The following is a 16,017-nucleotide window of genomic DNA, read 5'->3' as shown; positions in this document are numbered from 1 at the left end:
CTTTCATCAGTCTTTCCCATGCCTTTCCAGAAAGGAAGGCACCAGGGGATTATCGCTCTGAAGGGAATTCTTGCCGGGCAGTTGCGATACATCCCAGCCACCACCCAGATCGGCAATCAGCTTCACGCTGGCCAGCAGGCGGCTTTCCTGAATCTGCAACGCCGTTTCCTGATCCCCCAGCGCGGTCTGCTGGGTGGTGATGACAGTGGTGTAGATGGCGGTGCCAAAACGGTATTCATTCATCGACACGTCCACGGCTTTCACCGCCGCACGCACGGCGGCATCCTGCTGGCTGGCCTGCTGTTCAAGAATACGCAGGCTGGAAAGCTGGTCCTCCGTATCCTGCAGGGCGGTCAGCACCGTCTGGCGATAGGTGGCGACCGCGTTGTCGTAATCGGCATTGGCTTCCTGCACCGCTGCCGTCCGTGCGCCGCCTTCAAACAGGGTTTCGCTGCCCGCCGCCCCCAGTGACCAGATCCGGTTGGCAACCTGAATCAGCGACTGGACAGGATTGCCGCTATAGCCATAGGCAGCGGACAGGGTGACATCGGGATAGAAGGCGGCAATGGCGGCCCCGATTTCCGCATTATATTCCTCCATGGCCCGTTCGGCCGCGGCAATATCGGGGCGGCGTTGCAGCAGCGTTGCAGGCAAAGTGACCGGCACGGCCGGAATGGCCAAAGGCATGGCGGCGCGCGCAATGGTCAGGTCGGCGGGCGCGCGGCCAACCAGCACAGCAATCGCATGCTCATATTCCGAGCGCGCCACATCCGTTGCGGTGGCGCTGGCGCGGGTCTGCTCCAGTTCGGTTTCAGCCTGCAATTCATCGCCTGCGTTCAGCGTGCCGCCTTCATGCTGGTTACGGATGATCTGGAGATTATGGGCATAAAGCGCTGCCGAGCGGTCCAGCAGCGACCTGAGGGATTCCTCATAGCGCATTTCAAAATAATCCTGCGCCAGTTGCGACTGGTAGGACAGGCGGGCGTTGGCAATATCGGCGGCACTGGCCTGTGCTGCGGTCACCTGTTCCTGTATCTGGCGGCGGATCTTGCCCCACAGGTCCAGATCCCAGTCGGCACTCAGTTCAGCGGCATAGGTGTTGCGCGTGGAGCCGGTGCTGTAGGTGGTGCCGCTGGTTGATGTAGCAGAACTGCCCTGACTGTTGCGGGCAAAGCTGAGATCACCGGAAAGCGTCGGGTAAAGGCTGGCCTTCGCCGCATTCACCAGCGCCCGCGCCTTGCGGTACTGGGCTTCGTATTCCTTCAGGTTCTGATTGGACAGTGCCACCTGATCCTCCAGCGCGTTCAGCGTCGGATCATTATAGACCAGCCACCATTTGCCCTTTGGTATTGCGGCCATATCCGGCTGGCTGACCGTCCAGCCGGGGGCGGGCTGCAGTTCCTTGAACCGGGCAGAAATGATGGGCGCCGGGTGTTTGTAGCGCGGGCCGACCATAAGGCAGCCCGACAGCGTGACCGCCGCCAGCAGGGCCGTCGTGCCGCGCATGGCCGTGCGGAAACGGGCGGAAAGAAAGGAAGAATACGGCATGGAACTGTCCTGATACGTCATCACGCTCACGAGGAACGGGCAGGGCGCACGGCGCGCGCAATGGCATGGAAAAAGGCGGGAAGGCGGCGGCGCCCCCACTGGCCCAGACGGTCGAGATACAGGTACACGACCGGCGTCGTGTAAAGCGTCAGGATCTGGCTGAACAGCAGCCCCCCCATGATCGCGATACCCAGCGGGCGGCGTAGCTCGGCCCCATAACCGTTACCCACCACCAGCGGGAGCGCCCCCATGGCGGCGGCAATGGTCGTCATCATGATCGGGCGGAAGCGCAGCAGGCAGGCGGTATGGATGGCGTCATGTGCCGTGCGGTTGTGGTTGCGCTCCTCGGTAATGGCGAAGTCAACCAGCATGATGGCGTTCTTCTTCACGATCCCGATCAGCAGGATCAGCCCGATCAGCGCGATCAGGTCGAACTCCTGCCCCAGCAGGTACAGCGCCAGCAACGCCCCCACACCAGCGGAGGGCAGGGTGGAGAGAATGGTCAGCGGGTGAACATAACTTTCATACAGGATGCCAAGCACCAGATAGACAGCACCCAGTGCCGCCACAATCAACAGCGGTTCGTTACTGGCGGAACTCTGGAACTGGGCGGCGGTGCCTGCAAAATGCCCGTGCACGGTCGCTGGCACCTGCAACCGGGCGATCTCCTCATTAATGATCCGCGAGGCGTCGGACATGGACGCGCCGGACGCCAGGTTGAACGACAGTGTCGCCGCCAGCGACTGCCCCTGATGGTTCACACTAAGCGGCATGGTGGCGGACTGCATGCTGGACACGACCGAAAGCGGGACCATCGTTTCCGCCGTGGAGGAGACGGCTGACCCGCTGGAAGCCCCGCTGCCGCCCGCAAGGCTGTTCTGGATCTGGTTGGCAAAGGACTGGCTGCTGAGCGAGGATGAAGTGGTGGACGTAGTGGAAGAGGATGTCACCTTGATCGTATTGCTCTGCGTGCTGCCGCTGGCGGTCCCGCCCGATGTGCTGACCCATACCTGTTGCAGGATGTCGGCATTGTCCCAGTATTTCGGCAGCACGTTCATCACCACCCGGTACTGGTTCAGCGGGTTGTAGATGACCGAAGCCGCACGCTGGCCAAAGGCGTCATAAATCGTGTTGGAAATCAGTTGCGGGGTCAGGCTCGTCCGCCCCGATACGTCACGGTTGATCATGACATTGGTGGACAGTCCGCCCTGCTGCACGTCTGATGAGACATCCCGCAGTTCCGCATGCTTCTGCAATGCCGCCTGCAGGCGGGGAATCCAGTGATACAGCGTCGCCGCATCATCGCTTTGCAATGTGTACTGATAGGCCCCGTTGGCCTGCCGCCCGCCCGAGGGCAGCAGGCTGGGCAGCATGGCAATGAACTGGCCGCCCACAAGATCATGCGTGCGATGGGTCAGATCGGCCAGTGTCTGGCTGATGGTGGTCTTACGCTGCGCCTTGTCGATCAGGTCAATGAAGATATTGGCCTGGTTGCTGGAATTGCGGCCACCAACAAAGCCGGTCACGCCGGAGACCTGTCCGTTCTCCATAATGTTCTTTTCCACCTGATCGACCTTCGCCAGCATCTCATCGAAGGAGGTGGCCTGATCGGCGACGAGATGCGCCATCATCATGCCGGTATCCTCGGTCGGGAACAGACCTTTGGGCATGATTACGAACAGCAGTCCCATCACCCCGATGGTTACGGGCAGCGACAGCAGCACCAGCCTACGATGGCGCAGGGCCGCCCCCAGTGAGCGGCCATAGGCGTTTTCCACGTAAGCAAAGGCCCGTTCCATCCGCGCTGACAGGCGTGACCAGGAGGTTGGCTGCCGGTCGGCCCGCACCGCGCCCGATGGCAGGATACGCGCGCACATCATGGGCGTAAGCGTAAGCGACAGCACCATGGAGACAAGCACAGTCACCGAAATGGTCACGGCGAACTCATGCAGCAGGCTGCCCATCAGCCCCCCCAGCATGAGAATGGGCAGGAACACCGCCACCAGTGATATGGAAACTGACAGCACGGTAAAGGCCACTTCCTGCGCGCCCTGCAGCACGGCATCGGCGCGGCTCGCCCCCTGTTCCATATGGCGGCTGATATTCTCGATCACCACAATGGCGTCATCCACCACGAAGCCCGTCGCAATGGTCAGAGCCATGAGCGAGAGACTGTCGAGCGAATAGTTCATGAGCTTCATCACGCCAAAGGTCGTGACCAGCGATGCGGGAATGACCAGGGCGGGTACGATGGTCGTGCGCGGTGAACGCAGGAACACCAGCACCACGCCAACCACCAGCAGGACCGACAGGACCAGCGTGCTTTTGGTATCGGTCAGGGCCGCCTGAATGGTGGCGGAGCGGTCCATGCCGACATGCAGTTCCACATCAGCGGGCAGGGCGGCCTTCAGGGTCGGAAACTGCGCCCTGATCTGATTGATGGTCTGGACCACATTGGCCCCCGCACGGGGAAAGACAATGGCCAGAACAGCAGGCTTACGGTTGAAAAATCCGCCATTTTCGACATTTTCCACCCCGTCAGTCACCTGTGCCACGTCCTCCAGCCGCACGGGACGCATGCTGCGATAGGCCACGATCAGACCCTTGAGATCCTGCGCGCCATGAACCTGATCATTGGTCTGCAGGATCAGGCGCTGCCTGCCGCGAATGAGGAACCCCTTGGGCGTATTGGCATTGGCGGAGGACAGGGCAGCACGGATATCCTCGAACCCGATGCCGTATTTGAACAGGGCGAGGGGGTTGAGTTCCACCCGCACGGCAGGCAGCGCCGCCCCACCCAGCATGAGCTGCCCCACGCCACTGATCTGGGACAGATGCTGTTCAAGCACATTGGTCGCCACGTCATAGACCTGCGCGGGCGTTCTGGTGGCCGAAGTGAGCGCAAGAACCATGACCGGCATGCCAGCGGTATTGGCTTCGACATAGGTCGGATTCTGCCGCAGGGTGGCGGGAAGGTCCGCGCGCGCGGCCACGATGGCCGCCTGCACGTCACGCGCGGCGCTGTTGATGTCGCGGGAGGTGTCGAACTGCAGGGCAATGCTGACCTGCCCGGTCACGGATTGCGATGTCATCTCGCTCAGCCCGGCAATCGTGCCCAGATGCCGCTCCAGCGGTTCGGCAATCGTGCTGGCAATCTGCTCGGGCGTGCCACCGGCCTGCTGGGCCTGCACCTGAATGACCGGCAGGTCGACATTGGGCAGATCGGATACAGGCAGCAGCCAGTAGCCGATGGCACCGGCAATCATCATGCCGATCACGATAAGCGTGGTGCCGATCGGACGCTTTATGCACAGGGCGACGATCGACATGTCAGCGTGCCCCCCCGGAAGGCGCGGGCGGCGGGGACGTATGGCGGGCGCGGAAGGCGGCAAAGCGCAGGCGCACCCGCTCCATGAACAGGTAGATGACCGGCGTGGTAAACAGTGTCAGCAACTGGCTGACAGCCAGACCACCCACAATGGCGTAACCCAGCGGCCGCCGCAGTTCCGATCCCGTTCCGGTGCCGATCACCATGGGAATGGCCCCCAGCATGGCGGCCAGCGTCGTCATCAGGATCGGGCGGAAACGCAGCCGGGCCGCCCGGGTTATGGACTGCACGGAATCCATGCCTTCCACCCGTTCGGCCTCCAGCGCGAAATCGATCATCATGATGGCGTTCTTCTTCACGATGCCGATCAGCAGGACGATCCCGATCACCCCCATCACATCCAGCCCGGACCCCGATACCCACAGCACCAGCAGCGCGCCAATGGCGGCCGAGGGCAGGGTGGACAGGATGGTCAGCGGGTGGATGAAGCTTTCATACAGAACACCCAGCACGATATAGACCGCAACAAGGGCCGCCAGTATCAGCCAGGCCTCGTTGCTCATGCTGCCCGCAAACACGGCGGCCGTGCCCTGAAACGATGTCTGCATGGTGGCGGGCAGATGCAGCGATTTTTCCACCCGCTCGATCGCATCAGTCGCAGCACCGAGGGAATAGCCGGGTGCGACGTTGAACGAGATGGTCGATGCCGGAAACTGCGCCACATGGGTAATCAGCAGCGGCGCGGTGGATGCTGTCATACGTGTTACCGTACTCATCGGCACAAGGCCGGATGACGGGTCACGGGTCGGGCCGGACGTGCTTGTGGCCCCGCTGCCGCTGGCGGCAAGATACAGCCTGTCCAGAGCCTCCGGCGTGTTCTGAAGCGACGGTTCGGCCTCAAGGATCACCCTGTACTGATTGGACTGGGTATAGATGGTGGAAATCTGACGCTGGCCAAAGGAATCATACAGCAGATTGTCCACAGTTTCCGGCGTGATCGAGAAGCGTGCGCCCGTGGCCCGGTCCAACGTCACACTGGCCGCCAGTCCCTGCGCCTGCAGATCGGATGTGACATCGGCCAGTGCCGGTTCCCTGCGCAGGGCGTCAGTCAGGCGCGGCACCCATGTGGCAAGGCGGTTCGTGTCGGAATCCGCCACCAGAAACTGATACTGGGTAGCCGATACATTGGTGTTCAATGTCAGATCCTGCACCGGCTGCAGGTAAAGCTGCGTACCGGCTATGGCGGCTGTCTCGCGCTGGATACGCTGCGCCACCTTTGCCGCCGACAGGCTGCGTTTGTCATGTGGCGTCAGGTTGATTTCAAAACGCCCCCGGTTGAGCGTGGTGTTGTCCCCATCCACCCCGATATAGGAGGACAGGCTGACAACATCCGCATCCTTTGCAATCGCTGCTCCCAACTGCTGCTGCAGCTCACGCATCGCATCGAACGAGATGGAGGCATCCATCACGGACACACCCTGAATCACCCCGGTATCCTGTTCAGGAAACAGCCCCTTGGGAATGACAGCCACAAGCAGGCCGGTCAGCGCCAGTGTCGCCACGAACAGGGCAAGTGTCGCCCGCTGGTGACGCAGCACGCGTGTCAGCCCCCGGTCATAGGCATCGATGACCGAGACGATCAGCCGGTCGGTCGTCTGTGCCCAGCGCGGCTTGGTTACGGCGTGGGCCCTGTCCTTGAGCAGACGGGCGCACATCATCGGGACCAGCGTGAGAGAGACCACGGCGGACAGGATGATGGTGACCGCCAGTGTCACTGCGAATTCATAAAACAGCCGCCCGATCACATCGCCCATGAACAGAAGCGGGATCAGCACGGCGATGAGCGAGATGGTCAGCGAGACGATGGTAAAACCGATCTCGCCAGCACCTTCCAGCGCCGCGGTCATCCGGTCACGTCCCATCTCGATATAGCGGGCGATGTTCTCGATCATGACAATCGCATCATCCACCACGAAACCTGTCGAAATGGTGAGCGACATGAGAGAGAGGTTGTCGAGCGAGAAGCCCATCATATCCATCACCGCCAGCGTGCCGATAATGGACAGCGGCACGGACAGCGCCGGAATGACGGTGGCCGATGGATCATGCAGGAACACGAAGATCACGCCCACAACCAGCGCCAGCGCAAGAGCCAGTTCGAACTCCACATCCGCCACGGATGCGCGGATGGTGGTGGTCCGGTCGGTCAGCGGCGTGATGGTGACGCCGCCGGGCATATCCTGCTGCAGTGATGGCAGCGTGGCCTTGATGGCGTTGACGGTGTTGATGATGTTGGCCGAAGGCTGGCGGCGGATGTTCAGGATGATGGCCGGGGTCTGGTTCGACCATCCGGCAAGCTGGGTGTCTTCCGCCCCTTCCACCACCGTTGCGATATCGCGCAGCCTGACCGGCCCCTGACTGGTATCCGACCAGCCGACAACCTGATTGAGTAGCTGGTCAGTACTGGAAATCTGGCTGTCGATATGGATGGTGCGGTTCAGCTTTTTGCCATTGAAGCTGCCGGTGGGTGAATTGACGTTCACGTTGCCGATCGTGGTGCGCAGCGTATCAAGATCAATGCCCAGCGAGGTGGCCTTGGGCACATTCACGCGGACGCGGTAAGCCTTCTTGTTGCCACCGGACAGGGACACTTCACCCACGCCGGAAATCTCGCTGATTTTCTGCTGCAGGCGTGTCGTCACGTAATCCTGCACTTCAGGCAGGGACAGGGTGGTGGACGTGACCCCTAGGATCATGATGGGCGTATCAGCCGGATTGACCTTGGAATAGATGGGCGGCGCGGGCAGGGCGGTTGGCAGCAGGGAATTGGCGGCGTTGATGGCCTCCTGCACCTCCTGCTCGGCAACATCCAGCGACGTGGTCAGCCCGAAACGCAGCGTGATGACCGACGCCCCGGCCGAGGACTGGGATGTCATCTGGTCCAGCCCCGCCATTTCGCCCATCTGCCCTTCCAGTGGCGCGGTGACGGAGGTCATCATTACATCCGCGCTGGCGCCGGGGTAGAAAGTGCGGACTACGATGGTGGGATAATCCACTTCCGGCAGGGCCGAAATCGGCAGGAACCGATAGCCGATCAGACCCGCCAGCATCAGCGCGAACATGAGCAGCGTGGTGGCGACGGGCCGCTGTATGAAAAGACGGGAGAGATTCATTATCCCCCCTGCGTCGTGGTGGCGGGAATGGTGACCTTCGCCCCTGCGTGCAGGCGGTCGATGCCCGATGTCACCACCTGCTCATCCGCCTTCAGGCCGGATGTGACAACGACCGTATCCCCCTGACTGACCCCGGTTTTGACCAGACGCACGGCCACGGTGCTGTCAGGCTGCACCACATACACAAATGAACCATTGGGACCGGACTGGATGGCGCTGGCTGGGGCAAGCAGCACATCATGCTCGGTATCCACCAGAAGGTGGGCATTGACGAACTGGTTGGGGAACAGGTCCTCGTCCTTGTTGGGAAACAGGGCGCGCAGCCGGACCGTGCCGGTCGAGGTATCGATCTGGCTGTCCAGACTGCTGACCGCGCCATCGGTCAGCTTCGTGGTGTCCGTGCTGTCCCATGCCTCGACCGGCAGCGACTTTGCAGTACGCAGCCGTTTCCAGACCATGCCAAGCTTGTCCTGCGGCAGGGTAAAGATAACTGAAATCGGCTGCATCTGCGTCAGGACCGCAAGGCCGCCGGACTGTGCCGCAGTCACATAATTGCCCCGGTCCACCGCACGGATGCCCACACGGCCACTGACCGGCGCTGTGATGTGGCAGTATTCAATGTCCAGCCTGTAGGTATCGACCAGCCCCTGATCGGCTTCCACCGTGCCTTCAAGCTGCTTGACCTTGTACTGCTGGTCCTGTGCCGTCTGGGTATCGATACTGTCGCGTCTGAGCAGCTTCTGGTACCGGACGTTATCCATCCGCGCTTCGTCAAGCTGGGCCTGATCGGCTGCAAGCTGCCCGGAATACTGCTTCAGTTCGGCCTCATAGGGGCGGGGGTCGATGACCGCCAGCAGGTCACCCTCATGCACTTCCTGCCCTTCGGTAAAGAGCACCTGTGTCAGATAGCCTTCCACGCGGTTCTGCACGGTCACATTGGTGACGGGAATAACCGTACCCAGTTCGCTCAGCACCACGGGCATGTCGCCCGATTTTATGATCGCAACAGAGACGGGAATACCTTCATCCACCGCTTTTGTAGCAGCCCGCATCGGATGGGAACCGATCACAAGCAGCGCCGCCAGCAGGGCCATGCCCGTCAGGTTACGGCATCCGGTCGGCATTCCCCGGTCCGTGCGACCGGAAACACCACTCCATGGAACCGTAGACGAAGTAAAATCATCAATACGCTGCATTCTTTTTATATCCGTCTCTGTATTGCCTGGTGGATGCAGGGGCATCAATGCACTGAATGTGTCCGGCTGCGCGCGTGCGTGAACCGCTGCGGGTCAAGGGGCAGGGCGATACACACCCGCAATCCGTGTGGCTGATTGGACTGAAAGTTCAGGCTGCCGCGATGGCGCTGCACGATGTCATGGATGATCGACAGACCCAGCCCCAGCCCACCGTCCGAACTACGGGCCGGGTCCAGCCGCGCGAAGGGTAGCAGGACGACATCGTGCATTTCAGTGGGGATGCCCGGACCATCATCCGCGACCTCGATAATGGCTTCATTGCCATTGCGTCTTGTATCAACCTGCACCGTGCTACCGAATTTGCAGGCATTGTCGATCAGGTTGTTGACCATGCGGGAAACTGCCACCGGCTGGCACAGACAGGTCAGGCCCAGGTCGCCCTGATAGATCACATTCCGGCCGGTCGCCTCGAATTCCGCGCAGACACTTTCCACCAATGCGCCGATATCAACCCGTTCCGCCGGTTCCGTGTCACCCTGACCCTTCAGGAAAGACAGTGCCCCGTTCAGCATCCGGTTCATGAGCCACAGATCATTACGCAGGGCCGCGGGCGAAGCATCCGCCCCCCCCATTTCAATCCGCATGGACAGGCGGGTAAGCGGCGTGCGCAGGTCGTGGCCAATCGCCATAAGCATGCGGGTGCGCTCCTCCGCTGCTGCCGCGATACGGGCCTGCATGCGGTTGAAGGCGCGGGCCACGCGGCGCAGTTCCACAGGCCCCTGTTCCGTCAGCGGTTCGGGCGTAATGTCATAGCCAAAGGTTTCCGCCTTATTCGCAAGTACCTTAAGCGGGCGGTTGATGCGCCACAGGCTCCACAACGACAGCGTGCCCATTATGACCAGCAGCGACAGGAACGACACGATCAGCGGCAGCGTTGCACGCATGAGCTGGGGCAGGTGATGATTGATCCCGTTATGGGCGGTAATGAATATCCCCTCGCGCGGCATGTCGATATGGGTGGAGGTCATACCGCTGGAATCCGCGGCACAGGTGGATTCCTTGATGACAGCATTCCGGTTGTTCATCTGCGCCTTGAGGATACGGCGCAGCAGGACCGAAAAATGTTCGGTCGGAATGGGCACGCAGGGGAAGGGGCCGGTCGTCTGGAACGATACATCCGGCGTAGACATGCCACGTGCAATTACTGCGCGTATTTCGGGCGGGCCTGCACGCAATGCGTCAATGGCGGTCTCAATGGCCAGCGCGTTTGGCCATGGTCCTTCGGGCAGGGGCGGCACGGTTGGCCGCAACACAAATACCAGAAAGGCAACAACAAAAATGGTGACCATCATGCTGGAAATCACGATCGCAACCATCTGCCCGTAAACGGTGCGGGGCAGTAGGGAAAAGCGGGTTTTCATCGGTCGGCAGCCCCCTTGTGGGACGCTGCCGGGCCTGGGTCGAACACATAGCCGTCGCCACGTACCGTCCGCAGCATCTCAAGCTGGCGACCGCCATGGGCCAGCTTGCGCCGCAGGCGGCTGACAAGCAGGTCAATGGTGCGTTCTTCAACGGCCCCCGGCATATTATAGAGCAGTTCAATAATCCGCTGCCTGCTCAGCAATTCCCGCGCATGGTTCCACAATAGCAGGAGAAGGTCGGTTTCAGCCCCGGTCAGGGTCATGCGTATGCCCTCCGTACTGTAAAGGGCGCGTTTTTCCGGAACGAAAGTCCAGTTTCCGAAGCTGTAGCCATGCTTTGGTTCGTGCGTGACAGCGACTACGGTACCCGACGGGCGACGCAGGACTGCCCGGATGCGGGCTGCAAGCTCCCCAAGATCGAAAGGCTTGCTGACGTAATCGTCCGCCCCGAGATCAAGCCCCGCAATCCGGTCACGGACATCGGCCAGAGCCGTAACCATGATGATGGGGGCAACGCTCCGCTCGCGGATCAGGCGGCAGATGGCATGGCCACTTTCCTGCGGCAGCATGAGATCAAGCAGGACAATATCAGGCGTGCGCCCAGCAAGGACGGCCAGCACCTCCGTCGCCGTCATGGCGGACGCTACCGCATAACCCTGCTGTGACAGGAAACGTGTCAGCAGGTTGCGGATATCCATGTCATCTTCCACAACAAGGACGAAATTCCGCCCTTTTTCAGCCGGGGAAACACCTGTTCCCTGCCTGTATGGAAGATCATGGCCTGACTGCCCTGCTATCAATCCGATACTCCGCGCCATTACATTCGCATTCATTCGATGGGGCAAAGTATAATCATGCCGTCACTCCGGCCTAGCAGATAGAAGCGGGGAGGAATGTTTATTTCAAAAATGACAAAAAAAGCATGAGAATTAAAAGAAAGTTTATGTGATATTGTATGTAACGGATTAATTCATTTTGTATTTATTTTGTACAATCCCCCAGAGGCAGTACCAGAAAAGGAAGGATGAATACTCTGCGTGTTTCAGCATCACCCGGTGGGCATACAGTTCACTTCCGCACTTTGCAGCGTCGCAGACATGACAGCGGGCCATGTCACTTCATGACGCCGACAACCACCGCATCAAGGCAATGGGCGGCCCAGCGCCGCATTAATGGAAGCCACAACTCATCTGCGATGAAAGCGATCCCTGTTTGATACCTTTGCGGCGAAACTCCCGCCGGTCACGATGCTTTATAGCGGCATAAAGCATGATTCATGGCGCCCGAAAGGACAGCCCATGTCACGCCTCCGCAGCTTTACCTGCCGCCGACTGCCCGAAAATACGGCAGGTTATGGAGGACAGGCATTGCATCACGGGCACAGCAGGCAAGAAGAACCCGGCAGCCATCCCGATGCATCAGATAAAGACAGTCACAGCGTAAGATAACTTACATAATCCCAACAGCAGGTGTCGCCATGGTCGCACGGGCAAGCTGGAAAGGTATTCTTGCGATCGGGGAACTCACATGTCCGGTTGCCCTCTATGCGGCAGTCCCGGCTTCCGAACGGGTTACCCTGCATCTGATCAACCGTCGCACGGGCAATCGGGTGCATCGCCACTATATCGACAGCAAGGACGGCACTGAAGTGGACCGGGACGATCAGGTCAGGGGCTACGAGACGCAAGATGGCGAGATCATTCTGCTTGAGCCCGGGGAAATCGCCACCGCCGTTCCGGACAGCGACAGAAGGCTGGCGCTTTCCGCCTTCGTGCGATGCAGCGAAGTTGACGATGTCTATCTGGACCGGCCCTATTACCTCTGCCCGGCGGAACCGGCGGCAGGAGCGACCCTTGCACTGATCCACGCCAGTCTTGCCCGCCAGAAGGTCGCGGCCCTGACCACCACAGTCCTGTTCCGTCGCGTGCGGACGTTGCTGATCCGGGCGCACGATGACAGGCTGATTGCAACAACGCTGAACTTTGATGATGAAGTCCGCCCGGCACAGGACGCTTTTCGCGATATTCCGGGCCGGAGACTGTCGCGGGAAATGCTGGATCTGGCAGCCCATATCATTGAAACGAAAAAGGGGCATTTCACACCGGCAGACCATACCGACCGTTATGAGGCCCTTCTTACGGATCTGGTACGGGCAAAACTGGCCGGCAAAAAGCCCCGACCCGCACGGCGTCCGGCAGCAGGCGGGGTCGTCAGTCTGCTGGACGCCCTGCGTGAAAGTGCCGGCATGCCAGAAAGTGGCACACCATCGCCCCACAGGGACCAAAACAGTCCCCGCCCATCCCGTACCCGGCGTAGGGCAGGCTGACCGTGTCGCTCGATACCTATCGCCAGAAGCGCGACTTCCACAAAACGCACGAACCAGCAGGCGAAGGGCAGCAGGTGGCAGGACAGCACTTCGTTGTCCAGAAGCATGATGCCCGAAGACTGCATTATGATTTTCGTCTTGAACTGGATGGCGTGCTGAAAAGCTGGGCTGTAACCAGAGGACCAAGCCTTGTGCCGGGTGAAAAGCGTCTGGCCATCCAGGTGGAAGACCACCCGCTGGATTATGGTGATTTTGAAGGCACTATCCCCGCAGGCCAGTACGGGGGCGGCACGGTGGCCATATGGGATCGGGGCACATGGACCCCGGCAGGAGACGCAGGACAGGGTCTGGCCAAGGGGCATCTTGATTTTGAACTGCACGGGCAGAAGCTCACCGGGCACTGGCATCTGGTCCGGATGAAAGGCAGGCCACGCGACAGGCATGACAACTGGCTTCTGATCAAGGCCGATGATGAGGCCGCCCGTAGTGCGGATGATCCCGATATCCTCAAAGAACAGCCCCTGTCGGTCAAAAGCGGTCGGACCATCACCGAAATTGCGCAGGGCATGCCGCCTTTCCCAAGGATAGATAAAGCAGAAAAAACGCCGGTTTCTTCATCCCGGGCACCAGCCATACCGTCAGGAGAGCAGCACGGGGTGGATGGCGGATAACCGGCTTCGCATGCTGCCTTTCGCGGTGTCCGGGACGACAGACCGGCTGAGGAGATCATTCGTGAGATGCCAGTCATGGACACATCATCGGCCCAGCCCGAAAAACAACCTGCACGCACTGTCACCCTGACCCATCCCGACCGGGTTTACTGGCCCGATGCCGGTATTACCAAAGCAGGGCTGGCCGACTACTATACGGCGGTATGGCCCCGTATCGCGCCGTTTATTATCGACCGGCCACTTGCGCTGCTGCGCTGCCCGGAGGGGATGGAAGGACCGCACTTTTTCCAGAAAAACGCATGGAAAGGCATGAACGCCCATATCGTGCCGCTGGATGACCCGATGGGAGATGCCGCGGGGCATCTGATCGGGATTCATGAGCTTGATGGCCTTATGGGGCTGGTGCAGGGGGCAACGCTGGAAATTCATCCGTGGGGGGCGTCCTGCCGCGACTGGGACCATCCCGATACACTGGTCATGGACCTTGATCCGGGGGAAGGGGTTGAGTGGCAGGCCGTCATCACGGCTGCGCAGGAAGTGCGCGAACGGCTTGAAGCCAGTGGCCTGGCTGCATTCGTCAAGACGTCCGGGGGCAAAGGGCTGCATGTGGTCGCGCCTTTGCAACCCGCAGCCGACTGGGATACGGCAAAAACCTTCTCCCACACCATGGCGCAGGCGATGGCAGCCGACAGTCCGGACCGCTTTGTCGCGACTGTGTCCAAAGCGAAGCGCCATGGCAGAATCCTGATTGATTACCTGCGCAATCAACGGGGCGCGACCTCCGTATCCCCCTATTCAACGCGTGCCCGCACCGGTGCCCCGGTCTCGATGCCTGTTGGGTGGGAAGAACTGGATACGATTACCGGTCCGGCGCAATTCACGGTAAACAACGCCATGGAACGGCTTGCCTCACTCCGCACGGACCCGTGGAAGGATTTTCCAGCGGCGCGTCAGCCGATCACGACAGCAATGCTTTCCCGGCCGGATCATTAGGAACCGTTCCTGTCAGATGATTTGAGGCTTGCCCTGAGCGTATCCATGATGCTCACGATTTTTTCTTCCGCCGGTGGTTCGGACCGCCTGACTGGCCTGATTCTGCGCGACCGTCTGCGGGCATCAATGATTCCCTTCAGGCGCGCCTGCACCGGATCATGGACCATGGCCGCATTCCAGGGACGGGTAAGCCCGGCTATGACCTTCCCAAGCTGCGCAATATCCTGCCTGTTCGGGGCGGGGATGCCCCCCGCCGGAAGGGAATCCGCCGGATCGCGCATGTCCACACCGTAGCGGAGCGTCCATACCACAATCCCGTTATCCCTTGGCTCCAGCAATACGGCATGTTCCCGTCGATAAAGAACCAGCCGCGCAATGCCGACCGTGCCGGTATGCCGCATGGCATCACGGATGACGGTGAAGGCTTCGGTGCCGATTTCATCATCCGGCAGCAGATAATGTGGCGTATCGTACCAGACCCAGCCAATCGCCTCCCTATCCACAAAACATTCGATATCAATGGTACGGGTGCTTTCCAGCGCAATGGCGTCGAGTTCGTCGTCCTCCAGCACAACATACTGGTCATCACCGCACGGATAACCCTTTACAAGATCACCATCATCAACCGGCGTACTGGTTACGGCATCCACATACTGAACGAACACCCGGTTTCCCGTCTGCCGGTTCATCATATGGAAGCGGATACGCTCGGCTTCCGTTCTGGCCGGTATCAGGGATACGGCGCAGGTTACGAGGGAGAGCCTGAGATGCCCAGCCCAGAACGGCCTGCCTGCCATTGTCCAGTCCCTCCCGCTCATGCCGCCTGATTCTGATGCCTGACCGGGTGGCGCGTTGCATATCCCTGATCGGCATCCTGTTCGTGGGCAGGGCGCTCGCTCCCGCCCCGACGCCGCCGGGTTCTCAACCGCGCCAAGCGGGAACGCCGCCACGTATCTGGTCGGCCGGGACAGGTATTCCGCTATTGCTTTTCGTTTTCCCGGCGCGTTTCAGCGGCTTTCCGGGCGGAAGCGGAGCGTTCCTCCGCCGGGCGATGGGCTGAGGCTGCCCCGCCGATCTTTCCGCCCCTGCGGGAGGGTTCGTGCGTTACGGCATGCCCCCTGCCTGAGCCACTTTTCTTGCCGCCGCCGGTCTCCTTGTTGACTGTGGCCCAGGCGCGGCGCTCGGCCTCCTCCTCGCCGATACCACGCTGCTCGTAGCTTTCCTCGATATGTTGGGCCTGTCGCTTCTGTTTGTCCGTATAAGCGGACTTGTCTCCACGTGGCATGATCCATGCTCCCGTTTCCCGCGAGTGACAGGGGTGCCGTTTGGGGAGACGGAGAACCCCTTTGCAATGACAATGT

The 16,017-nt window shown here is 60.6% G+C and carries 11 protein-coding genes; 3 read left to right on the top strand and 8 right to left on the bottom strand.

Going from position 1 to position 16,017, the window contains the following annotated elements:
* Positions 1-6: 6 nt before the first annotated feature.
* From ACBR42_RS11180 to ACBR42_RS11155, 6 genes are all read right to left on the bottom strand, one after another.
* Positions 7-1,548 (bottom strand): efflux transporter outer membrane subunit, encoded by a 1,542-nt coding sequence (locus ACBR42_RS11180; RefSeq protein ID WP_371208061.1) that lies wholly within the window; start codon positions 1,546-1,548, stop codon positions 7-9.
* Positions 1,549-1,574: 26 nt separating this feature from the next.
* Positions 1,575-4,877, bottom strand: coding sequence for an efflux RND transporter permease subunit (locus tag ACBR42_RS11175; protein ID WP_371208060.1), 3,303 nt, complete (start codon positions 4,875-4,877; stop codon positions 1,575-1,577).
* A 1-nt stretch (position 4,878) separates the two neighbouring features.
* Entirely contained in the window at positions 4,879-8,049 is a 3,171-nt protein-coding gene (locus ACBR42_RS11170) for an efflux RND transporter permease subunit (protein ID WP_371208059.1), read from the bottom strand.
* Positions 8,049-9,101 (bottom strand): MdtA/MuxA family multidrug efflux RND transporter periplasmic adaptor subunit, encoded by a 1,053-nt coding sequence (locus tag ACBR42_RS11165; protein ID WP_243705340.1) that lies wholly within the window; start codon positions 9,099-9,101, stop codon positions 8,049-8,051. Before ACBR42_RS11165 ends, ACBR42_RS11170 begins: the two co-directional genes overlap by 1 nt.
* A 188-nt stretch (positions 9,102-9,289) precedes the next feature.
* Positions 9,290-10,666: an ATP-binding protein gene (locus ACBR42_RS11160; protein ID WP_371208058.1), complete on the bottom strand. Its 1,377-nt coding sequence runs from the start codon at positions 10,664-10,666 to the stop codon at positions 9,290-9,292.
* Positions 10,663-11,364, bottom strand: a complete 702-nt coding sequence (locus tag ACBR42_RS11155) for a response regulator transcription factor (protein ID WP_371208057.1) — start codon at positions 11,362-11,364, stop codon at positions 10,663-10,665. The genes ACBR42_RS11160 and ACBR42_RS11155 overlap by 4 nt, the downstream gene beginning before the upstream one ends.
* Before the next feature lie 779 nt (positions 11,365-12,143).
* Here ACBR42_RS11155 and ACBR42_RS11150 point away from each other — a divergent pair.
* From ACBR42_RS11150 to ligD, 3 genes are all read left to right on the top strand, one after another.
* Positions 12,144-12,992, top strand: a complete 849-nt coding sequence (locus ACBR42_RS11150) for a Ku protein (RefSeq protein ID WP_371208056.1) — start codon at positions 12,144-12,146, stop codon at positions 12,990-12,992.
* A gap of 2 nt (positions 12,993-12,994) precedes the next feature.
* Positions 12,995-13,663, top strand: coding sequence for a DNA polymerase ligase N-terminal domain-containing protein (locus ACBR42_RS11145; protein WP_371208055.1), 669 nt, complete (start codon positions 12,995-12,997; stop codon positions 13,661-13,663).
* Positions 13,664-13,738: 75 nt separating this feature from the next.
* Positions 13,739-14,656, top strand: coding sequence for a non-homologous end-joining DNA ligase (gene ligD / locus ACBR42_RS11140; protein WP_371208054.1), 918 nt, complete (start codon positions 13,739-13,741; stop codon positions 14,654-14,656).
* Here the strand turns inward: ligD and ACBR42_RS11135 are convergent.
* Entirely contained in the window at positions 14,653-15,453 is an 801-nt protein-coding gene (locus ACBR42_RS11135) for a Ku protein (RefSeq protein WP_371208093.1), read from the bottom strand. The genes ligD and ACBR42_RS11135 overlap by 4 nt on opposite strands.
* 182 nt (positions 15,454-15,635) lie before the next feature.
* A complete protein-coding gene (locus ACBR42_RS11130) occupies positions 15,636-15,941 on the bottom strand; it encodes a plasmid stabilization protein (protein WP_371208053.1) in 306 nt (101 codons plus the stop codon).
* Between the last annotated feature and the right edge of the window lie 76 nt (positions 15,942-16,017).

The sequence above is a fragment of the Komagataeibacter sp. SM21 genome (genome assembly GCF_041402665.1).
Lineage (GTDB): Bacteria > Pseudomonadota > Alphaproteobacteria > Acetobacterales > Acetobacteraceae > Komagataeibacter > Komagataeibacter saccharivorans.
The sequence above is the reverse complement of the archived record's forward strand: the minus strand, read 5'-3'. Positions and strand labels throughout refer to the sequence as shown.